The sequence below is a fragment of the Bacillus sp. NPDC094064 genome (assembly GCF_050279585.1).
Lineage (GTDB): Bacteria > Bacillota > Bacilli > Bacillales > Bacillaceae_G > Bacillus_A.
Genome location: NZ_JBNNUI010000001.1, coordinates 646960 through 666878, shown reverse-complemented (window position 1 = coordinate 666878; position 19919 = coordinate 646960). Strand labels below are relative to the sequence as shown.

The 19919-nt window shown below is 33.8% G+C and carries 23 protein-coding genes and 3 pseudogenes; 22 read left to right on the top strand and 4 right to left on the bottom strand.

The window, feature by feature from the left end:
- The first annotated feature begins 54 nt into the window (after window positions 1-54).
- The 6 genes and pseudogenes from ACQKNI_RS03585 to ACQKNI_RS03560 form a co-directional block, all read left to right on the top strand.
- Window positions 55-547 (top strand): annotated as a pseudogene (locus ACQKNI_RS03585) (HIT family protein).
- A complete protein-coding gene (locus ACQKNI_RS03580) occupies window positions 525-1367 on the top strand; it encodes a PP2C family serine/threonine-protein phosphatase (protein ID WP_098357702.1) in 843 nt (280 codons plus the stop codon). Before ACQKNI_RS03585 ends, ACQKNI_RS03580 begins: the two are co-directional and overlap by 23 nt.
- Window positions 1368-1390: 23 nt before the next feature.
- Window positions 1391-1747 carry a DUF4181 domain-containing protein gene (locus ACQKNI_RS03575; RefSeq protein ID WP_170933739.1) on the top strand — a complete coding sequence of 119 codons (357 nt, stop codon included), beginning with the start codon at window positions 1391-1393 and terminating at the stop codon, window positions 1745-1747.
- Between the two features lie 61 nt (window positions 1748-1808).
- Window positions 1809-2258: an NUDIX domain-containing protein gene (locus ACQKNI_RS03570; protein WP_088229274.1), complete on the top strand. Its 450-nt coding sequence runs from the start codon at window positions 1809-1811 to the stop codon at window positions 2256-2258.
- 11 nt (window positions 2259-2269) lie between these two features.
- Window positions 2270-2653: a DUF4181 domain-containing protein gene (locus tag ACQKNI_RS03565; RefSeq protein WP_088229275.1), complete on the top strand. Its 384-nt coding sequence runs from the start codon at window positions 2270-2272 to the stop codon at window positions 2651-2653.
- A 33-nt stretch (window positions 2654-2686) separates the two neighbouring features.
- A pseudogene (locus tag ACQKNI_RS03560) lies at window positions 2687-2824 on the top strand (uridine kinase); the annotation flags it as partial.
- Between the two features lie 43 nt (window positions 2825-2867).
- Here ACQKNI_RS03560 and ACQKNI_RS03555 read toward each other — a convergent pair.
- Both ACQKNI_RS03555 and ACQKNI_RS03550 read right to left on the bottom strand, forming a co-directional pair.
- On the bottom strand, window positions 2868-3377 hold the full coding sequence (locus tag ACQKNI_RS03555) for a GrpB family protein (protein WP_088229276.1): 510 nt from the start codon (window positions 3375-3377) through the stop codon (window positions 2868-2870).
- Between the two features lie 38 nt (window positions 3378-3415).
- Complete coding sequence (locus tag ACQKNI_RS03550; protein ID WP_212590126.1) at window positions 3416-4261, bottom strand: oxidoreductase; 846 nt, start codon at window positions 4259-4261, stop codon at window positions 3416-3418.
- 242 nt (window positions 4262-4503) lie between these two features.
- Here ACQKNI_RS03550 and ACQKNI_RS03545 point away from each other — a divergent pair, with 242 nt between their 5' ends.
- The 6 genes and pseudogenes from ACQKNI_RS03545 to ACQKNI_RS03520 all read left to right on the top strand — a co-directional run bounded on the left by ACQKNI_RS03545 (window position 4504) and on the right by ACQKNI_RS03520 (window position 10700).
- Entirely contained in the window at window positions 4504-4983 is a 480-nt protein-coding gene (locus tag ACQKNI_RS03545; protein ID WP_088229278.1) for a DinB family protein, read from the top strand.
- A gap of 169 nt (window positions 4984-5152) precedes the next feature.
- A complete protein-coding gene (acoA, locus tag ACQKNI_RS03540; RefSeq protein WP_088229279.1) occupies window positions 5153-6151 on the top strand; it encodes an acetoin:2,6-dichlorophenolindophenol oxidoreductase subunit alpha in 999 nt (332 codons plus the stop codon).
- Window positions 6152-6168: 17 nt separating this feature from the next.
- Window positions 6169-7203, top strand: coding sequence for an acetoin:2,6-dichlorophenolindophenol oxidoreductase subunit beta (gene acoB / locus ACQKNI_RS03535; RefSeq protein WP_088229280.1), 1035 nt, complete (start codon window positions 6169-6171; stop codon window positions 7201-7203).
- Window positions 7204-7229: 26 nt separating this feature from the next.
- Entirely contained in the window at window positions 7230-8429 is a 1200-nt protein-coding gene (locus ACQKNI_RS03530) for a dihydrolipoamide acetyltransferase family protein (protein WP_098882320.1), read from the top strand.
- A 15-nt stretch (window positions 8430-8444) separates the two neighbouring features.
- Complete coding sequence (lpdA, locus tag ACQKNI_RS03525) at window positions 8445-9824, top strand: dihydrolipoyl dehydrogenase (protein WP_088229282.1); 1380 nt, start codon at window positions 8445-8447, stop codon at window positions 9822-9824.
- A gap of 232 nt (window positions 9825-10056) precedes the next feature.
- A pseudogene (locus ACQKNI_RS03520) lies at window positions 10057-10700 on the top strand (DUF4085 family protein).
- Window positions 10701-10749: 49 nt separating this feature from the next.
- On the opposite strand, the gene ACQKNI_RS03515 reads toward ACQKNI_RS03520, so the two are convergent.
- Complete coding sequence (locus tag ACQKNI_RS03515) at window positions 10750-11241, bottom strand: hypothetical protein (protein ID WP_088229284.1); 492 nt, start codon at window positions 11239-11241, stop codon at window positions 10750-10752.
- A 401-nt stretch (window positions 11242-11642) separates the two neighbouring features.
- Here ACQKNI_RS03515 and ACQKNI_RS03510 point away from each other — a divergent pair, with 401 nt between their 5' ends.
- The 8 genes from ACQKNI_RS03510 to ACQKNI_RS03475 all read left to right on the top strand — a co-directional run bounded on the left by ACQKNI_RS03510 (window position 11643) and on the right by ACQKNI_RS03475 (window position 17009).
- Entirely contained in the window at window positions 11643-12413 is a 771-nt protein-coding gene (locus tag ACQKNI_RS03510; RefSeq protein ID WP_088229285.1) for a DeoR/GlpR family DNA-binding transcription regulator, read from the top strand.
- Between the two features lie 12 nt (window positions 12414-12425).
- Complete coding sequence (locus tag ACQKNI_RS03505; RefSeq protein WP_088229286.1) at window positions 12426-12968, top strand: GNAT family N-acetyltransferase; 543 nt, start codon at window positions 12426-12428, stop codon at window positions 12966-12968.
- Window positions 12969-12995: 27 nt separating this feature from the next.
- Window positions 12996-13334 carry an NIPSNAP family protein gene (locus ACQKNI_RS03500; RefSeq protein WP_088229287.1) on the top strand — a complete coding sequence of 113 codons (339 nt, stop codon included), beginning with the start codon at window positions 12996-12998 and terminating at the stop codon, window positions 13332-13334.
- Window positions 13335-13351: 17 nt separating this feature from the next.
- Window positions 13352-13525: a hypothetical protein gene (locus ACQKNI_RS03495; protein WP_088229288.1), complete on the top strand. Its 174-nt coding sequence runs from the start codon at window positions 13352-13354 to the stop codon at window positions 13523-13525.
- A gap of 123 nt (window positions 13526-13648) precedes the next feature.
- Complete coding sequence (locus ACQKNI_RS03490; RefSeq protein WP_098882321.1) at window positions 13649-15499, top strand: sigma-54-dependent Fis family transcriptional regulator; 1851 nt, start codon at window positions 13649-13651, stop codon at window positions 15497-15499.
- A gap of 112 nt (window positions 15500-15611) precedes the next feature.
- Complete coding sequence (locus tag ACQKNI_RS03485; RefSeq protein ID WP_088229290.1) at window positions 15612-15869, top strand: DUF3977 family protein; 258 nt, start codon at window positions 15612-15614, stop codon at window positions 15867-15869.
- 288 nt (window positions 15870-16157) lie between these two features.
- A complete protein-coding gene (locus ACQKNI_RS03480; RefSeq protein ID WP_140417258.1) occupies window positions 16158-16397 on the top strand; it encodes a DUF3953 domain-containing protein in 240 nt (79 codons plus the stop codon).
- Between the two features lie 153 nt (window positions 16398-16550).
- Complete coding sequence (locus ACQKNI_RS03475) at window positions 16551-17009, top strand: SRPBCC domain-containing protein (RefSeq protein WP_427282193.1); 459 nt, start codon at window positions 16551-16553, stop codon at window positions 17007-17009.
- Window positions 17010-17201: 192 nt separating this feature from the next.
- Here the strand turns inward: ACQKNI_RS03475 and ACQKNI_RS03470 are convergent, their stop codons facing one another.
- Window positions 17202-17813 carry a TetR/AcrR family transcriptional regulator gene (locus ACQKNI_RS03470; RefSeq protein WP_088229292.1) on the bottom strand — a complete coding sequence of 204 codons (612 nt, stop codon included), beginning with the start codon at window positions 17811-17813 and terminating at the stop codon, window positions 17202-17204.
- 159 nt (window positions 17814-17972) lie between these two features.
- Here ACQKNI_RS03470 and kynU point away from each other — a divergent pair, with 159 nt between their 5' ends.
- Complete coding sequence (gene kynU / locus ACQKNI_RS03465; RefSeq protein ID WP_098840966.1) at window positions 17973-19259, top strand: kynureninase; 1287 nt, start codon at window positions 17973-17975, stop codon at window positions 19257-19259.
- A 2-nt stretch (window positions 19260-19261) separates the two neighbouring features.
- Window positions 19262-19891 carry an arylformamidase gene (kynB, locus tag ACQKNI_RS03460; RefSeq protein ID WP_088229294.1) on the top strand — a complete coding sequence of 210 codons (630 nt, stop codon included), beginning with the start codon at window positions 19262-19264 and terminating at the stop codon, window positions 19889-19891.
- Window positions 19892-19919: the final 28 nt, after the last annotated feature.

The window sequence follows — 19919 nt, the reverse complement described above, 5'->3', positions numbered from 1 at the left end:
TTTCGGAATATAAAACCTGTTTTTCCTTTTTTTATGATATTATAAATGGAAAGGATGGTGATGGATATGTCAATTAATAATCCAGCAGATAAAAACTGTTTCATTTGCGAAAAACACAACGGAAATATTACAGTTCCAGGTGGTGCTATTTATGAAGACGATCTCATATACGTTGGACATGTCCATTGGGAAAAGGAAGAAACATATCTTGGTTACGTAATGATTGATATAAAAAGACATGTACCTGGTCTAGCTGAATTAACTGAAGATGAGGCAAAAGCATTCGGACTCATAACAAGCAGAGTAAGTAAAGCGCTAAAAGAAAGCGAAGGTGCAGAACATATTTACACTTTTGTTTCAAGAAATGGTGTACCACATATGCATATGCACATTATACCGCGTTATCCGAATACAACAAAAGAGTTTTGGTCACCGACTGAGGTAGCAAATTGGACTGGGGCACCATATGGAAATTCAAATGAAATTAAAAAAACTATGCGAAAGAATACGAAAGTATATGGTAAATGAGTATGCATACAACAAATAATACACAATATTCATGGGTTGGAAATACAGAAATGTGTTTAGGAGAAATCTCAGTTAAACATTATGGTGATATCGTGCTCGGTAAATACGGTGGGAATATAAGTGCTGGAGCGAAAAAGAATGAAGATGGTGCGTTAGTTTGGTCAAATGTTGACTGGGAATTCGCTATTATATTAGACGGACACAATAGCGCAGAAAGTGTTGAGCTAGTAGTACACACAATCGAAAAAGAATATGAAAATATCAACACGATTATGAAAGAACCAATTGAAACAGTTTTTCGATCTGTTGAAAATCATATACTTACAATTTTTCAATCGCAGTCATTTAAAGAAGAATGTGAAAAAATTAAAGGTGAGACAGCTTGTTTAATCTGTGTAAGAAAAGATAATTTTATATGGTGGCTATCTATTGGCGATTGTCTAGTGTATGTATTTCATGAAGAATTACATAAATTAGGACAATATACATTAAATCAACGTCATTTTTACGAATGGATTGGTAATGTTAATACATTTGATTTACCTGTTCCGTGCTATTCATCAGGGATTCGTGAATTACGTACTGGAAAGAATCGAATTGTAATGGTGACAGATGGGGTATTGGAATGTGGGGAACGACGATATGAAAAGTCATTAAATTTGTATGAAGATATGAATGGAAATAAGAAAGAGCTAACAGAGTGTGTTCGAAATGTATTAGAGCACGTTCATCATCAATTAGGACGTGATAGTGCGACAATTATAAGTTGGGATGTTGAAAATAAAGGGAATGCTACGTATCCGAGTGATCAGCCGGAGAAAATCCAAACGATTAAGTAAAGGAGGATACCTCTCTGTTTCATGTGAAAGTCATTGTATTAGTTTTATGGATCTTATTCTTAGGTGTTTTAGAAAATATAGTGAGAAAAAAGATGAATATACCGAAACAAAAAGGATGGAATAATAAATATGTAAACAAGTCTCATAAATGGGGAAACAGAATTATTATTTTTTCTTATATAGTGGTTATTATTATATGTTCTTCTCTTTCAAACCCCTTATACATGGGCTTTCTACCTTTTCTGTTTTTAATTACGTTATATAGTTTTGATACATATATGGAATGGAAATATGACAGGGAATCGAGGGAGTTCTTGATGTCCTTAGGTGGGGCTGTATCGATAATGATAACAGGGCTGATTCTATATTTTTTTATTTAATACGTATTAATTACAGCCCTATAGCAATGTCATATAATAAGCAATTAAAGGGAGAGAAGAAATGAAAAGTCCTCGATTACGTGCAGAAGCAATGATTTTAAACGAAGAACACACAAACATATTAGTACAATGTGATGAGAATGAATCATTTTACCGTTTTCCAGGTGGCTCCATTGAATTTGGTGAAACGGCAAAAGAAGCAATAGCACGAGAACTATGGGAAGAATATAATTTAAAAGTTTTTGTTCAAGAATTAGCAGTTGTAAACGAGAATATTTTTGAATGGAACGGAGAAAAGGGACATCACTGTACATTAATACATTGGGGAACTGTTCGAGAAGTAGTTGCAAATGAAATAAGGCACAAAGAGCATGAGGATATTATTTTAATCTGGAAAAGTATAGAGAAATTAAAGGCAAAGCCAACATATCCTGAAGGAATCTTAAGTTATTTAGAAGAGAATAACCGTAATATAGCCCACTTTATTTTAGATAATTCAATGGGGGAATAGGAGGAATGTTAATGGGAACTTCTACTTTTTGGATTATAAGTATTGTTTTTTGTATAGCTGTCTATTTTTTTGATAAGTTTTTAAGAAAAAAATTAAATATGCCAAAAATAGGTTTTTGGGGATATAAAAAACATGTAAATAGTTTGCATAAAAAATTGGAAATAGGACTACTTTTTATTTATTTAATAACTAGCTTTATTTTTATTTTTAAATTCGAAAGTATTAATATTGCTTATGTCATTTTCACTTATTTAGGGGGTACGTTGATCTTAAGAGCATGGATGGAATGGAAGTATGCTAGAGAATCGAAAGATTATATATTTTCACTAATTGGAGTATTTACATTTGTTTTTATGACTTCGATGCTATTTTACTTCGTTCCACCTGCTGCATAAAAAATGAAAGGGATATAAGGGGGATGAATTAAGTTGGATTTAGATGTGATTTTAAAACAGATTCACGAAAAATATAAAGAGCAATCATTTATAATAATAGGCATTGATGGTTGTGGCGGTGCTGGAAAAAGTGCGCTAGCCAATAAAATAAAAAGTAACCATTTATCTGTTAGGTGATAAATGGTTACTTTTCGTGTGAAAAATTACTATGTTATTAATCCTTAACTGTATTTAATATGCATTTAATGAAATTTGTTTTATCCTCTGCGTACTTATGTTTATCATTAGGATTAGCTTGTGAAAGCTGAATTTTTAACTGTTCATACTGTATACGAGAGGTTTTATTGTGTATTAAGTAATCTCTGAATTGTAGTTGTTCTATTAAATATTTGTTCCCTCGTTCATACATATGAATTTGATGAGTTCTTGGCTCACCTTTATTAAAATAATATCTTTCAGGCAATACATCTTTTCTGTACTTATAGTTTAATAGTTCTAACTTTTTAATACATTTCAAACCATCCGTATAATCTTCTAATTCAATTGCAATATCAATAATCGGCTTTGCACTTAAATGTGGAATGGAAGTACTGCCAATATGGTGTATTGCTAAAATATATTCGCCAATTTGTTCCTCAATGAATTGTTTCTCTTTTAAAAACTCAATTCCCCATTCTTCGTTCCATGGAACTAAAAACACTTTGCCATGTGGTAAACCTAACATTTAATTAGCACCCCTTAAATAATTTTTCAATAATGTAATTACATCTTCTTCAAACTCCTCAAAACAAGGTACTCCCACAATCTCCAAGTAAGAATCTTCTTCACAAAAACCATAAATTTGACACCTTTTCCGATTGGATATCGTAAATTCGTACGCTTAGATTCAGCAATTTCTACGATTTTTTTAGCAACATCTATCGGATTACCCAATGTACCACTGCCGCTATTAATATGTTTTTGAATTTTATCCATATATTCCTTGTACGGAGAAGAAGTAGCAGATTGGTTTTCAGCTAGTTGTTTACCAACTTCCCAAATGTTCGTGTTATAAGAACCTGGTTCGATTAAAGCAACGTCTATTCCGAAAGGTTTTACTTCTAAACGAAGTGATTCACTCCAGCCTTCTAATGCATATTTGGAAGATACGTAAGGAGATAAACCAGGAAATCCAACTTGGCCGCTAATACTGCTTATATTAATGATTTTCCCGCTTTTTTGTTCTCTCATATATGGTAAGACAAGCTGGGTGATTGATATTGTACCAAAAAAATTCGTTTCAAATTGTTTACGGTATTCCTCCACTGGGATTTCCTCTACAAAGCCCCCAGTTGCATATCCTGCATTATTAATGAGAAGGTCTACTCTATTGATTTCTTTTAAAAATAATTGAAAGTTATATATAGAATTTTGATCTGTTACATCTAATTGTTGAACTTTTATATTTTGTTGTAAATTGAGTTTAGTAGCTTGAGATAGTAAGTTTGCTTGTTTTTCAAGGTTTCGCATTGTAGCAATGACTATATAGTCTTTTTTCGCAAGTTCAAGTGTAGTTAATAGTCCGAATCCACTTGATGCCCCTGTAATAACCGCGATTTTTTTATTCATTTGTCGCTCGCTTTCTTTTTCTTTTATCATAACGAGTTGTAAGCAGAAAATCTATTAATCTTACATATTGTTTCTATATATTCATTTTATTTCTAAACTACAGGCACTGATGTATGGTTCAAGTGCTTATTGATTCTTAATTTGCATATGTATGGAATGGTTTTAAAGCAGGGAATTGTGTGGAATCACCGTATATAGAGTAGAGAGTATGATATAAAAGTTGATGAAATGGAGGAAGAAAAATGACCCATGTGAAAGATGTATTAGCAGATCAGTTATTAGCAAATGCCAATGATCCTAGTTGGTATATTCCATTTTCAGATGCAGTTAAGGATTTATCAGAGAGAGAAGCTTTTTGGAAACCGAATGAAGAGAGTAATAGTATAGCAGAAATTGTACAACATCTGCTGTACTGGAATTCAACGTGGCAAACTAGGTACAAAGAATCAAATGTTAATGCCGTACCTGCTATTGGAGATAATAACAAAAGTTTCATGCTTTCCGATAATCAAACCTTTGATGAGTTAAGAGAAAAACTACTAGAGAAACTGTTACAATGGCAAAAGCTTATAAATGAAGAGAAGGTTGAAAGTGATGTAGTAGGATTTCCTGTTTCTGCAAAGTGGTGGGAAGTGCTAGCGAATGTAACGACTCATAATGCGTATCATATAGGTCAAATTATTTACATCCGAAAATTACAGAAGAGTTTTGATAATGAATAAAGTAATGATTCTTTTATTAAGGGAACAAAAGTGGACAAAATGAGACATTAGTCTCGTTTTGTCCACTTTTTTATTTTTAAAAGAAAGAGAAAACCTATTAAATCAAGGATTAGAATTTGGCACAGTATTTGCAATATAAAAGATGAACAAGAAAATAGGAGGGCTGGACATGTTAAAAACAACTGAAAGTAAAGGGAATGAAATTACGAAAGAACAAGCTCGTTGGATGTATGAAAAAATGTTAGAGATTCGTAAGTTTGAAGATAAGGTACATGAATTATTCGCGCAAGGTGTTCTACCAGGTTTCGTTCATTTATACGCAGGTGAGGAAGCGGTAGCAGTTGGTGTATGTGCCCACTTAACAGATAGCGACAGTATTACAAGTACGCATAGAGGACATGGACATTGTATCGCAAAAGGCTGTGATTTAAACGGTATGATGGCTGAACTTTTTGGGAAAGCGACAGGATTATGTAAAGGAAAAGGCGGCTCAATGCATATTGCCGATTTAGATAAAGGAATGCTTGGTGCGAATGGAATTGTAGGCGGTGGTTTCCCGCTTGCTTGTGGTTCAGCATTAACAGCTAAATATAAAGGGACTAAAGATGTGAGTGTGTGTTTCTTCGGTGACGGAGCAAATAATGAAGGAACATTCCATGAAGGGGTTAATTTAGCGGCGATTTGGAAGTTACCAGTTATTTTTATTGCAGAAAATAACGGTTACGGTGAAGCAACGACATTTGAATATGCTTCAAGTTGTGATTCCATTGCGGATCGTGCGAAGGCTTATAACATTCCAGGTGTTCAAGTGGATGGAAAAGATCTTCTAGCTGTATATAAAGCTGCTGAAGAAGCAGTAGAACGTGCGCGTAATGGTGGTGGTCCGACCATAATTGAATGTATGACATATCGTAATTACGGTCATTTCGAAGGTGAAGCACAAACATATAAAACTTCAGAAGAAAAAGAAGAGCATTTAAATGAAAAAGATGCGATTGTGCATTTCCGTAAGCATTTAATTCATGAAGGATTATTAACAGAAACTGAACTTGTAGATATGGAAAAGGCAGTTGATGAAGCAGTACAAAAATCAATTGAATTTAGTGAAAATAGTCCATATCCAGAGGATGCAGAATTATTAAAAGATGTATACGTTTCTTACAAATAAGAGGAGGGTGAAAAATAATGACTAGAACAGTAAGTATGTCAACTGCAATTAATGAAGCGATGAAAATATCAATGCGTCGTGATGAAAATGTAATTTTAATAGGGGAAGACGTTGCAGGCGGTGCGCAAGTTGATCATTTACAAGATGATGAAGCTTGGGGCGGTGTACTTGGCGTAACGAAAGGGCTAGTACAAGAATTTGGCCGAAATCGTATTTTAGATACACCAATTTCAGAAGCTGGTTACATGGGAGCGGCAATGGCTGCTGCTGCAACTGGTTTACGTCCGATAGCTGAATTAATGTTTAATGACTTTATCGGTAGTTGTCTTGATCAAGTATTAAACCAAGGCGCAAAGTTCCGCTATATGTTCGGTGGTAAAGCGAAAGTGCCAGTTACAGTACGTACGATGCATGGTGCTGGTTTTAGCGCAGCAGCTCAGCATTCACAAAGTTTATACGCATTATTTACGAGCATTCCAGGTATAAAAGTTGTCGTTCCTTCTACTCCGTATGACGCAAAAGGCTTATTGTTAGCGGCAATTGAAGATGACGACCCAGTAATATTCTTTGAAGATAAAACACTCTACAACATGAAAGGTAAAGTGCCAGAAGGGTATTATACAATTCCTTTAGGTAAAGCAGATATTAAACGTGAAGGTTCTGATGTAACAATTGTCGCAATTGGAAAACAGGTTCATACCGCTCTTGCAGCTGCTGAACAATTATCAAAAAAGGGACTTGAAGTAGAAGTTATTGATCCGCGTTCTTTATCACCACTAGATGAAGATACAATTTTATCATCTGTTGAGAAAACAAATCGTCTTATCGTTATTGATGAAGCAAACCCAAGATGTAGCATAGCAACTGATATCGCAGCAATCGTAGCGGATAAAGGATTTGATTTATTAGATGCACCTATTAAACGAATAACAGCACCACATACACCAGTTCCGTTCTCACCACCGCTTGAAAAGTTGTATTTACCAACGCCAGAGAAAGTAATTGAAACGGTATCAGAAATGATCGGAGACCAATCTTTATTGCATGTGTAATGAACGATGAGAAGGGAGAGAGAAATATGGCTGTAGAAGTTGTAATGCCGAAGTTAGGGATGGCGATGAAAGAAGGTATTATTACAAACTGGAATATTAAAACAGGCGATAATGTAGCAAAAGGAGAACTAATTGCTAGTATTAACTCAGAAAAAATCGAAACTGAAATAGAAGCACCCGCTGATGGAACTGTACTTGATATAGCTGTAAGTGAAGATGAAGGAGTTCCACCTGGCACTGTAATTTGCTACATCGGTAAACCAAATGAAAAAGTAGAAGTTCATGAAAGTACACATGTTGTAGAAGAAAAAACATCTAATATAGAAGTACAAAATGTACAACATCCAGAACCCTATGTGAAAGAAGTGGCGAAGCAAAGAATTAAAATTTCACCTGTAGCGAAGAAAATTGCCAAAACTGAAAATCTTGATATCAAGGCATTAGTTGGTACAGGTCCTGGTGGAAGAATTACCAAGGCGGATGTATTAAAAGCGCTTGAAATAAGAGTGAACGTTCCAGAAGTACTTGAACAAGAAAACAGTAAAGTAATTCCTGTTACCGGTATGCGGAAAGCAATCGCAAACCGTATGCATGCTAGCTTACAAAATAGTGCGCAATTAACATTAGCGATGAAAGTAGATGTTACTGACTTAGTAGATTTACATAAAAATATGGCTGATACTGTACAAAAACGATATGGAAATAAATTAACAATTACAGATTTTATTTCTCGTGCTGTTATATTAGCACTTGGGGAGCATAAAGAAATGAACAGCGCTTATATAAATGATGAAATTCATCAATTTGAACATGTTCATTTAGGCATGGCAGTCGCATTAGAAAAAGGGTTAGTCGTTCCAGCTATTCGCTTTGCTAATAATCTATCTTTAGTAGAGTTGTCTAAAGAAATTAAGAATGCGGCTCAAAAGGCACGAACAGGCAGTTTAAATAGTGATGATATGCAAGGAACAACATTTACAATTAGTAATTTAGGTAGCTTCGGTATTGAATATTTTACGCCATTATTAAATACACCTGAAACTGGTATTTTAGGTGTAGGTGCTATTGAACATGTTCCTGTATATAAAGGGAAAAAATTAAGAAAAGGAAGTATGTTACCTTTAAGTTTAACATTCGATCATCGTGTATTAGATGGTGCACCAGCAGCTGCATTTTTACGTACAATTAAAGGTTATTTAGAAGAACCTGTAACAATTCTTTTATAAAGAGAAGGTGAGAGAATGAATAAATTAGTTGTTATTGGAGGCGGACCTGCTGGCTATGTAGCGGCAATTATCGCGGCTCAAAATGGAAAAAATGTCACTCTTATTGATGAAGCTAATCTTGGCGGGACTTGTTTAAATGTTGGTTGCATGCCTACGAAATCATTGTTAGAAAGTGCAGAAGTGCATGATATTGTGAGAAAAGCGAATCATTATGGAGTTACGCTTAGCGAAGGAAGTATTTCAATTGATTGGAATCAAATACAGACGAGAAAATCACAAATTGTTATGCAGCTCGTTCAAGGAATTCAATATTTAATGAAGAAAAACAAAATTAAAGTAATAAAGGGGAAAGCGAAATTCGAAACAGATCACCGTGTACGAGTGACACAAGGTGATAAAGAAGATGTAGTAGATGGAGAACAGTTCATTATAGCGGCAGGTTCAGAACCAACTGCATTACCTTTTGCTCCATTTGATGGGAAGTGGATTTTAAATAGTAGCCATGTGATGTCTCTAGAAGAAATACCAAAATCATTATTAATCGTTGGCGGTGGTGTAATAGGTTGCGAGTTTGCAAGTATTTATAGTCGACTTGGAACAAAAGTTATGATTGTTGAAATGGCACCGCAATTACTACCTGGTGAAGACGAAGATATCGCACATATTTTAAGAGAGAAACTAGAAAAAGATGGTGTAGAAATATTTACAGGAGCAGCTTTAAAAGGATTAAATAATTATAAAAAGCAAGCTTCATTTGAATATGAAGGAAGTATCCAAGAAGTTAATCCGGAATTTGTTCTCGTTTCTGTCGGCCGAAAACCTCGTGTACAACAATTAGATTTAGAAAAAGCAGGAATTCAATTTTCAAATAAAGGAATTTCTGTGAATGAACATATGCAAACAAATGTATCACATATTTACGCAGCAGGTGATGTGATTGGTGGAATACAGCTTGCTCACGTTGCCTTCCATGAAGGAACGACAGCAGCATTGCACGCGAGCGGAGAAGATGTGAAAGTAAACTATCATGCTGTACCTCGCTGTATTTATACGGCTCCAGAAATTGCAAGCGTCGGTTTAACAGAAAAAGGAGCAAGAGAACAATATGGTGATATACTTATTGGAGAATTTCCTTTTACAGCGAACGGAAAAGCACTTATTATTGGAGAACAAACGGGTAAAGTAAAAGTCATTGTGGAACCTAAATATCAAGAAATTGTAGGGATTTCTATTATCGGTCCTCGTGCAACCGAACTAATCGGACAAGGAACTGTAATGATTCATACAGAAGTTACCGCTGATATAATGAGAGATTTTATTGCAGCGCATCCCACTTTAACTGAAGCGATTCATGAAGCGTTATTGCAAGCTGTAGGACATGCTGTACATGCTTAAATGAAAATATAATAAACCACTATTCTCTAAATGAATGAGAGAATAGTGGTTTGCATTTTTATAGAAGAAATTAAATACCCTATTACTTTTTAACGTCAATAGCTGAAGTTTTAGAAATAAAAGGCGGAATATTTACAGTTTTACATTTTTTCTTTAGAAAAAATAGTTATTGGAATGATATAATAAATATATCGCTTTTATTGGATGTTAAAATGTTTTAGGAGAAAAGCCTTTGAAGTATTTCAATAAAGAGTGGTATAAAGAAATGCAAGTGTTTGGATTTTTAATTTTCCCAGAAACGTTGGAGGAATGGGAAGATATTTTGCGAGAGAGTAAAAAAATAGGAATGGATTATAAGCAAAGTTTAAGAGAAGACCTGGAAGAAAAGAAAAAAGATTTATTAAAGTTTCTACCTAAGTCATTACATCCATACATTCATGACAATACAATTAATTCAGAATACCCATCGGAAAAATTAAAGAAACTTATGCTTGAGTGGACAATAGATTATGAGAAAAGAATGAATAATTTGGAACAAGCGTATATAGATAATTATAATACTATAAAAGATAAGCTCGCGCAGAATGTCGTTCAACTACATGGATACTCACTACATGACAGTGTAGTCAAATCAGTAGAGAGAAAATCTGTATAACTTTAGATTGCAGTGGTACTTTCAGTGAATTTGATAAACTGCAAGTAACTTTTACAGGAGTAACGAAATGTTCTATTCCGGAAAATTTTGAAGGTGCTTGGTGGTTATGTCATGAAATAGATCTTGCTGGAGATGGTTTTGAACTGGGGGTTTTATTTGATTGTCCATTTGAAGAAGTGATGATTTGTGCAAATAATGTATTGCTGGAGATAGGTAACTAGTAAACTTTATAACTTTACAAATAAAAAAACAGTCTTATATGACTGTTTTTTATTTAGATGCTAAATTATCAAGTTTCCAATATGTATCTGTTAACGGCGCAGCTTTACTATCTATATATAAATACATATTATTTAAATCTTTTGGTGAAGTTTTCATATTAAATTCAATGTCGGTAGTTAAAGAAAATTCGGATGGAACCTTTTTAGCATTTTCATTTTGTATAACTTCACCTTCGTATTTTTCACCCGTTTTGTCATCTTTTATGAAATATTTTATTTCTGAAAGATCTATCGTTTGTCCGTCAACACGAGCGTTATTTATAGTAACGCGAGCTGTGAGGCGCCACTCTTTGTCTATTTTTTCGAATTTAGCATTTTCAACAGTTGCTCTATAGTATTCGTTTTTATATATTTCCCCATAGTGCATTGCATTCTTTTCAAGAGCGCTCTTTTCTTGTTTTGGTGCAGTATTCCCATTACATCCTGCCATTAGTCCTGTAAATAATAATGCTGTACAAGTTACTTTAATTATAGATTTCATAGTAATTCCTTTCTATGTTAAAAAGTAAAACATAGGAATAATTTTACATCAATAGGAAGGTAAATGGAAGTATATTTGTGGAATATGCAAATATGCATTTATCCCGCTTTAATGGGCAGTAAGACCCCCACCTCAAAATTCAGCGAAAGCAAAGAAGTTAGGTGGGGGATCAACTGCCCATAAAAGTCCGATTGGTTCAACTAATAATCAGTGGAGGAGGAAGAAAACCCCACTGATTAAAGTTTCACTTTATTTCGTTGTCTAGTTAACGGAATAGAAAGAGGGGAAAAGCAGAATAAAACGGAGTGAATAAGAATTGAAAATATTGTAAAACGGAAGAGACATGCATATAATTAAAATAAGGATAAGATTTCAGAATCTTCAATAACGGCGGTGGGCATATGTTTACTGAAGAGCGTAGAGAGAAAATTTTAGAGTTACTTAAGAAAGATGGAAGGGTAATTGCTAAAGATCTTGCGGAAAATTTCGATATGTCTATCGATTCTATAAGAAGAGATTTGTCTATTATGGAGAAAGATGGCTTGTTAAAAAGAACCCATGGAGGTGCAATTGAACTTGCTAGAGTAAGGAATTTAGCCGCCGATCCATTTGAGCGTTATAGTAATGGTTCTATATATGAAGACGCAATTGCAAAAATCGCAGCTTCTTATATACAAGAAGGGGATTCCATTTTTATTGGTGGGGCTTCTATTCATTATGCCATGTTAAAATATTTACCGGAAACATCATTTACAGTTATTACGAATTCTATAGAAATTGCTAGTACGTTACGGGAATATAAGAACATTGATACGTACTTAATCGGTGGAAAGGTGAAACCATCAGGAAATATGACAGATACACTTGCCTCTGAATTGATAAGTAGATTTTCTATTGATCTTCATTTCTCTACAGGTGGTGGCATTTCATTGAATGGTATAAGTAATGAAACGCCGGAAGTTGCTTATTTTAGTAAAACAGTAAGTAAGATTGCTAAAATGAATATTTGTTTAGCGTCTCATTATAAACTCGGAATAAATTGCTTTATAAATGGAGAGTCACTGAAAGAAATTCACCTTATAATAACAGATGAAGAAGCTAGTAAAGAAACGATACAAGAATTTGAGAAACAAGGTAAAGAAATTGTAATAGCGTCAATAGACTGCATGTAAAGGGAGTTTGAAATGCTTATAAAAGGACAAGAGTTTCATATAAATGGATTAACTTATACAATTCGTTCTGCAGTTGAAACAGATGCTGAGCAGTTATCGGAAATTAGAGTTCAGATCGATGGCGAAACTGAAAATATGGATAGAGAAGCTGGAGAGGGATTTATAGATAAGATAGGGTTTCAAAAAATAATAAAAACAGATAGTGAAGAGACAAAGAATCTATTTTTAGTTGCAGAAGTGCACAATCGAATCGTTGGATTTTCAAGATGTGAAGGGTCAAATTTGAAGAGATTATCTCATAAAGTAGAATTTGGCGTTTGTATTTTAAGAGAGTTTTGGGGATATGGAATGGGCAAGAGTCTTTTGCAACAATGTATTCAGTGGGCTGATGAAAATGAAGTAAAAAAGATATCATTACAAGTGTTAGAGACAAACGAAAAAGCAATTCAGCTGTATCAAAAGTTAGGTTTTGAATTAGAAGGTATTTTGAAAAATGATAAAAGACTGTCGGATGGGAAGTATTATAATACGGTAGTAATGGGAAGGTGTTTTTGAGTCTGTTTATAAAAGAGGTGGAAATATATGTTTTATAGAAGGAAGTACTATATAATAAAGAATGAATTTATAGAAATATTTAATGAGCATTTTACTAACACGAACTTACCTAATCAATTAAAGCATGGTTCCAGGCTAATAGGACGCTGGATGAAAGATAATAATGATGGTACAACTGAAATATTCGCTATATGGGAATATAATAGTTATGAACAGTATAAAGAAATTGAATCGAAAATTAGAAGTGACGAGAAGCATACTAGAAGAATACATAAATGGTATGAAAAACATGGCGGGAAAGAATATGTTTTAAAGGAGTACATAGTAGCGATGAAAAATGAAGAGTTAGTATGTACTATAAAGTGATAGAGGGGTGAGGGATAATGGGAATTAAAACAAAATTATATTTTAGTTTAGCATCCACTATTTTATTTGCAATAGCGGTGATAGTTTTCTTTATAAATGATACTCCGCAAAAGTGGGTTTGGTTATGTATTTTCTTTGCGTCCATTATTCAAATCATAGTGCTACTAAAAAAGAATAAAGAAGCGCATTAAGATATTCAAATTATTAACATATTTGTGTCGTCTTTCTAGTTTTATTGAAAACGCTTTTATTCAGTTTTATAATAAAAGTATGTTTTTACAAATCTCCAAAACAATGAAAAGGGAGATGATACAATGTTAGCTTCACCGTTTTACTTACATACATGGAAAAAGTTTGTTGATGAAGGAGTCCTTGATTCAAACCGTATAAACGAAAGAATTTCAGAGTCATGGCATCGATGTAAACAAGCAAATGTGAATCCTCATATGAATAAAGGTCAGAAAATTTTGTCTTCTAATATTTTTCAAGACCAAAAGAAAAAGAGTGAAATCTTCCTAGATATAGCGATACCACAAATACAAAATATGAGAAAAACCATTGATGAACTGCAAATGATGGCATTATTAATTGATCCAGACGGTTACGTTCTATCATTAAGTGGAAATCAGCAAACGCTAAAACGAGCGAAACATATTAATTTTATTGAAGGTGTAAAATGGACGGAAGCAGCTGTTGGCACAAATGCGATTGGAACAGCGTTAGAAATTGAAGAGGCTATTATGATAAGTGGTACAGAGCATTATTCTGTCGCATCTCATAGCTGGAGCTGTGCGGCCGCTCCCATTCATAATGATGATGGGAAATTAATAGGTGTTTTAGATTTTTCTTGTCCGATTGAGTTTTCGCATCCATATATGCTCGGAATGGTAACTTCGATTGCACATGCGATTGAACGTGAATGTAGTATTCGAGTGCATCAAAATGAACTTCATTTAATCCATCGTTTTTTAGATGTAATTGACAGTGATGAACAAGTTGTTATTTGTAATCATCGTGATATTATCGTTTCTGCGAGCAAGAGAATTCGTGAACGAGTATGTAATTGGTCACGAATGAAACTTGAAGATTTAATGCACAATGGATTGAAATCTAAGTTAGAAGTACCAGTATACAGTAATAACAGAATGATTGGGAAATGTATTTATTTAAAGGAAAATAAACAAGAAAATGCACTCTATACTTCCTCATTTATAAACGGAATTACTTTCCCTGGAGTTATTGGAACGAGCAGTGCATTTCAACATACTTTAGAAGAAATTAAGCTTGTATCACCAACTGACGCTAGTGTATATGTTTGTGGTGAAACAGGTGTAGGGAAAGAATATGTTGCGAGAGCGATTCATGAAAATAGTCCAAGAAAAAATGGCCCTTTTATAGCGGTTAACTGCGGTTCATTACCGAAAGAATTAATGGAAAGTGAATTATTCGGTTATGCTGAAGGTGCGTTTACAGGTGCGCGGCGCCAAGGATATAAAGGGAAATTCGAACAAGCAGACGGAGGAACAATATTTTTAGATGAAATTGGTGAAGTGTCGCCAGAGATGCAAGTAGCATTATTACGTGTTTTACAAGAGCGAACAGTAACTCCAATTGGCAGTTCAAAAGAGGTACCAGTAAATATTCGTATTATTACTGCGACACATAAAGATTTACTGCGATTAGTAGAAGAAGGGAAATTCCGTCAAGATTTATATTATCGTTTACATGTTTATCCGTTATATGTTCCATCGTTAATAGAAAGAATAGAGGATATTCCGTACTTCATAAAACATTTTTGCGAACGAAAGAATTGGAATGTTGTATTTCCAAAGAGTATTTGTAATCAATTTTCTCAGCATACATGGCCAGGAAATATTCGAGAATTATTAAATGTATTAGAACGCATTTACATTTTGTCGCAAGGACGGGAAATATGCGAAAAACAAATCTCTTTTTTATTACAAACAATGATGGGAAATCAACATCAACTTGAATTGCAAGCAGAAAATAAAGCAGAGAACACATTAAATTTTCGTGAAAAAATACAGCGTGATAGCATGATTGAAGCGTTAGAAAAGACGAATGGAAATGTTTCGTTAGCTGCAAAACTTTTAGATGTACCTCGAAGTACATTTTATAAACGAATGCAAAAATATAAGCTATAAAGTAGATTTTTGTAATCTACTTTTTCTTTGTGGGCTCATGTTCTGTCGGAATATGCGCTTACCGGGGAAATAATAGAATAGTTAGAAATTAATTTCCGGAAGGAGGACTTATGTGAAGTATATTGAAATTGGCATCGGAAATAAGTGGTTTGTTCGAACAGAAACCGAAAATAAAGATGGAACTGAATTTGAAGAACGAGGAATTATAAAACCTATTTATTTTGAGTCTTTATATGTACGAATGTGGTTTCGGAAAACGTGTTTAATTTTTGATACGAAAGAAGGGTTTAAGAGGGTTAAGAAGAGGAGGATTGAATATAAATTTATAATTGGAATTGTAAGTAGACTGAATAAAGAAAAAGCGTGCTAACATACATAGTTATATTGGCCAGGAAATTCTTTTGACTTATATCAAATTCATAAAAAGCAATTTTACTAAATATAAATTGTTAATAAAACCACTAAGGAAACTTAGCGGTTTCTTTTTTTATCCCGCTTTAATGAGCAGTAAGACCCCCACCTCAAAATTCAGCGAAGGCAAAGAAGTTAGGTGGGGGATCAACTGCCCATAAAAGCTCGATTGGTTCAACTAATAATCAGTGGGGGATGAAGAAAATCCCCACTGATTAAAGTTTCACTTTATAGGAGGGATTTTCATATGAATAGGATTTTAACGATTGTACTTGCGATAATTATAATGGGATATTCTATTTATAGTTGGAATGACACTTCGGAACAGAGTATGCTAATTTTACAAACGCTTTTAGGGTTTATGTTAGTTAGTTTAGGGGTGCAAAATTTTAAAAATAACGAAAAAGAAAATAGAAGTATAGGGATTGCTTTACTACTTGTGGCTTTGTTTTTAATTGTTGTATCTTTAATAAAATATTTTGTATGAATAAGTATTTAAGTTACTTATTCACGATTTTCTTATTACAATAAACATTCTCGTAATAAAAGTTTAATTTCTACTTGTATTTCACTATATAAAATATGGCATAATGATTTAGTTGAAATAGAAATGGATAGGGTATTTGAGAGGGGCAGTGTAATGAGTTTTGCAATAGAAATAGTAATAAAAGCACCAATGGATGTTGTATGTGACTACATAATAGAAGATGAAAAAATAAAAGAATGGAATACGTTTATAATAGAAAATCGCTATCCTTTAAATATGGATCAAAAGAATCCATGTGTAGGAGATAAATATATTTCTGTTCAAAAAGTCGGTAAGAAAATATTCGAGGCAGAAGTAGAGATCCTTGAATACGATACACCGCATATTATTTCACTAGGTAGTGAAATGAAGCAAGGTTATTCAGCAATGACTTATATGTTAGAAGAAGATGAGGAAGGTACAGCACTAACATTAATTTCAGAATATGAACCTAGTAATTTTTATTATAAAATGATGTATAAGTTAACAGGCTGGATTTCACGAGGTTTAACTATGGAACAAATGGAGCGTCTAGCAGAATGCGTAGAAACTGCTTATCATAAAGAAGATTAATATTAAAGACATATATTAAGGTAAAAGCGTTATTCAATTTTTTGAGTAACGCTTTTATTATTTGAAGATTTTCAATGGAAAATCTTAATAGCTCTTTCATATATTTCTTTATCAAAAGAATTTTTTTGTTATCCAATAAGTAAGTTCAGAAGGGTTAAGGATATGTTCTATTTGTTTATCTGTGAAAGTGTGCTATTTATACAATCCTGTCGTATACATTTCTGTCAACGTATACACTATTTCTTCTAGTTCTACTTCTTTGTTATGTTGTACAATTGTCCAAAGAAAAGATTCATTCATCGCGAACCAACCACGTGCTACAATCTCTTTATTTAATTCAGGCTGTGCCAATCCACTTTCTTGAGAGTAAGTAATATCCTGCGTAATACTTTTTATAAAGCGTTCGCGAATCTCCTCCCATTTTTGACGTATCACTTTTGATACTCCTATTGCTTCTTCAACAACTTGCAAGATAGCCCGTTCTTCTTCAGCTAATTGTAAGAATGCTCTAACTTGATTTTGAATCATATTATGTGCTTCTGCTTTTGATTGAGGGAAAAAAGAACGCTCGGCAATATCATAAAAGCGATTCATAACATCTTCCATTAAAACGATAAGGAGAGCATCTTTGTTTTTAAAGTATACATATGCTGTTCCATAACCAGTTTCTGCATGTTTAATAATTTGCGTGATTGTCGTTTTCTGAAATCCATTTTTTATAAAAATAGTATAACCGGAATGTAATAGTTTCTTTTTCGTTTCTAAGGAGCGGTGTTTTCTTGTTGAAAGCGTAGAATTTTCCAAAGAATCACCTCTTTATACTGAAATGTCTGAAAATATAACTGTATTGTAAAAGAAATTCATATATAAAGTCAACTGACATAATATCATTGACGTTATATCAACTAAGATGATATATTTCAATTAGTTAGAATAAAAAGAAAATTAAAAGAAGGTGACACCATGTATAAAGAACCATTTCAACCAACTTATGAATATGCGCTTGAATGTGATAAACATGATGAACTGAAAGATTTTCAAACTGAATTTTATAAAAAAGAAGGAACAATATATTTAGATGGAAACTCATTAGGACTACTTTCAAAAAGAGCAGAGAAATCGTTACTTACTTTACTAGATTCATGGAAAGAGTATGGTATTGATGGCTGGACAGAAGGCGAGCATCCGTGGTTTTTCCTTTCAGAAAAATCAGGTGAATTGACGGCACCTCTTATTGGAGCTTTACCAGAAGAAACTATTGTAACTGGTTCCACGACTACGAATATACACCAAGTTATTGCGACGTTTTATGAGCCGAAAGGAATACGCACAAAAATTCTTGCGGATGAATTAACATTTCCATCGGATATATATGCACTTCAGAGTCAAATTCGTTTAAAAGGTTTAGATCCAGATGAGCATTTAGTACGAGTGAAGAGCCGAGATGGTAGAACACTTTCTGAAGATGATATTATTCATGCGATGGAAGATGATATCGCTTTAATTTTATTACCTTCTGTTTTATATAGAAGTGGACAAATTCTCGATATGAAACGTTTAACAGCGGAAGCACATAAACGAGGTATTCATATTGGGTTTGATTTATGTCATTCAATCGGTTCTATTCCGCACCATTTCAAAGAGTGGGATGTTGATTTCGCTGTTTGGTGTAATTATAAATATTTAAATGCAGGACCTGGTGGTGTTGGGGGCCTTTATGTAAATAATAAACATTTTAATAGACTTCCAGGATTGTCTGGATGGTTTAGTTCTAGAAAAGATAAGCAGTTTGATATGGAACATTCATTAACTGCGGCTGACCATGCAGGTGCATATCAAATCGGTACACCTCACGTATTAAGTACTGCACCGTTAATCGGTTCTCTTGAAATTTTTAAAGATGCTGGTATAGAACGTTTACGTGAAAAATCTCTACATATTACGAGATACATGCTTGATTTAATTGATCAGGAATTAAAAGGTTTCGAATTTACAATTGGTAATCCATTAGAGGATGCAAAACGAGGCGGGCACATTTATTTAGAACATGCAGAAGCAGCACGCATTTGTAAAGCATTAAAAGCAAATGGAGTTATCCCTGATTTCCGTGCACCTAATGGAGTAAGACTTGCGCCAGTCGCTTTATATAACACATACGAAGAAGTGTGGAAATCTGTACAAATTTTGAAGAAAATCATGAAAGATGAGGAGTATAAGCAGTTTGAAAATAAACGAGAGGTTGTGGCATAAGTATGAAAACATCAAAGTGGATTGATATTTCACAACCGCTAAATAATGATATTGCTACTTGGCCAGGGGATACACCGTTCTCATATGAAGTTTCATGGTCAAAAGAAGAAAGTGGTTCAGTAAATGTCGGAAAGTTAACGATGAGTATTCATACAGGTACTCATATTGATGCACCGTTTCATTTTGATAATGAAGGAAAGAAAGTAATAGACTTAGATATTCAAGTTTATGTCGGACCTACGAGAATCATTGACGTTTCTAATCTTGAAAGCATTGGGAAAAAGGAATTAGAAAATTTCCATTTAGAAGGCGTAGAACGCTTATTGTTACGCACATCTTCACATAATAAAGTTAATGAATTCCCAGATGTAATCCCGTATTTACGTGCGGATATAGCACCGTTTCTTTCAGAGAAAGGTATACGTTTAATCGGGGTGGACGTACCTTCAGTTGATCCATTAGATGATAAAGAACTAGCAGCGCATCACCAATTGTTTAAATATGGAATACACATTTTAGAAAATGTCGTACTAGATCATGTAGCAGACGGAGATTATGAATTAATTGCATTACCACTCGCATTAACAGATGCAGATGGAAGTCCAGTTCGAGCAGTTATTAGACCAATATAAGTAGAAATATATAAAAGGGGCGTTTGGT

What these genes read in the sequence shown, in the direction of transcription:
- ACQKNI_RS03580 (WP_098357702.1), top strand. Translation starts at nt 525, where the DNA reads ATGAGTATGCATACAACAAATAATACACAATATTCATGGGTTGGAAAT.
- ACQKNI_RS03570 (WP_088229274.1), top strand. Translation starts at nt 1,809, where the DNA reads ATGAAAAGTCCTCGATTACGTGCAGAAGCAATGATTTTAAACGAAGAA.
- ACQKNI_RS03565 (WP_088229275.1), top strand. Translation starts at nt 2,270, where the DNA reads ATGGGAACTTCTACTTTTTGGATTATAAGTATTGTTTTTTGTATAGCT.
- ACQKNI_RS03555 (WP_088229276.1), bottom strand. Translation starts at nt 3,377, where the DNA reads ATGTTAGGTTTACCACATGGCAAAGTGTTTTTAGTTCCATGGAACGAA.
- ACQKNI_RS03550 (WP_212590126.1), bottom strand. Translation starts at nt 4,261, where the DNA reads ATGAATAAAAAAATCGCGGTTATTACAGGGGCATCAAGTGGATTCGGA.
- ACQKNI_RS03545 (WP_088229278.1), top strand. Translation starts at nt 4,504, where the DNA reads ATGACCCATGTGAAAGATGTATTAGCAGATCAGTTATTAGCAAATGCC.
- acoA (WP_088229279.1), top strand. Translation starts at nt 5,153, where the DNA reads ATGTTAAAAACAACTGAAAGTAAAGGGAATGAAATTACGAAAGAACAA.
- acoB (WP_088229280.1), top strand. Translation starts at nt 6,169, where the DNA reads ATGACTAGAACAGTAAGTATGTCAACTGCAATTAATGAAGCGATGAAA.
- ACQKNI_RS03530 (WP_098882320.1), top strand. Translation starts at nt 7,230, where the DNA reads ATGGCTGTAGAAGTTGTAATGCCGAAGTTAGGGATGGCGATGAAAGAA.
- lpdA (WP_088229282.1), top strand. Translation starts at nt 8,445, where the DNA reads ATGAATAAATTAGTTGTTATTGGAGGCGGACCTGCTGGCTATGTAGCG.
- ACQKNI_RS03515 (WP_088229284.1), bottom strand. Translation starts at nt 11,241, where the DNA reads ATGAAATCTATAATTAAAGTAACTTGTACAGCATTATTATTTACAGGA.
- ACQKNI_RS03510 (WP_088229285.1), top strand. Translation starts at nt 11,643, where the DNA reads ATGTTTACTGAAGAGCGTAGAGAGAAAATTTTAGAGTTACTTAAGAAA.
- ACQKNI_RS03505 (WP_088229286.1), top strand. Translation starts at nt 12,426, where the DNA reads ATGCTTATAAAAGGACAAGAGTTTCATATAAATGGATTAACTTATACA.
- ACQKNI_RS03500 (WP_088229287.1), top strand. Translation starts at nt 12,996, where the DNA reads ATGTTTTATAGAAGGAAGTACTATATAATAAAGAATGAATTTATAGAA.
- ACQKNI_RS03495 (WP_088229288.1), top strand. Translation starts at nt 13,352, where the DNA reads ATGGGAATTAAAACAAAATTATATTTTAGTTTAGCATCCACTATTTTA.
- ACQKNI_RS03490 (WP_098882321.1), top strand. Translation starts at nt 13,649, where the DNA reads ATGTTAGCTTCACCGTTTTACTTACATACATGGAAAAAGTTTGTTGAT.
- ACQKNI_RS03480 (WP_140417258.1), top strand. Translation starts at nt 16,158, where the DNA reads ATGAATAGGATTTTAACGATTGTACTTGCGATAATTATAATGGGATAT.
- ACQKNI_RS03475 (WP_427282193.1), top strand. Translation starts at nt 16,551, where the DNA reads ATGAGTTTTGCAATAGAAATAGTAATAAAAGCACCAATGGATGTTGTA.
- kynU (WP_098840966.1), top strand. Translation starts at nt 17,973, where the DNA reads ATGTATAAAGAACCATTTCAACCAACTTATGAATATGCGCTTGAATGT.
- kynB (WP_088229294.1), top strand. Translation starts at nt 19,262, where the DNA reads ATGAAAACATCAAAGTGGATTGATATTTCACAACCGCTAAATAATGAT.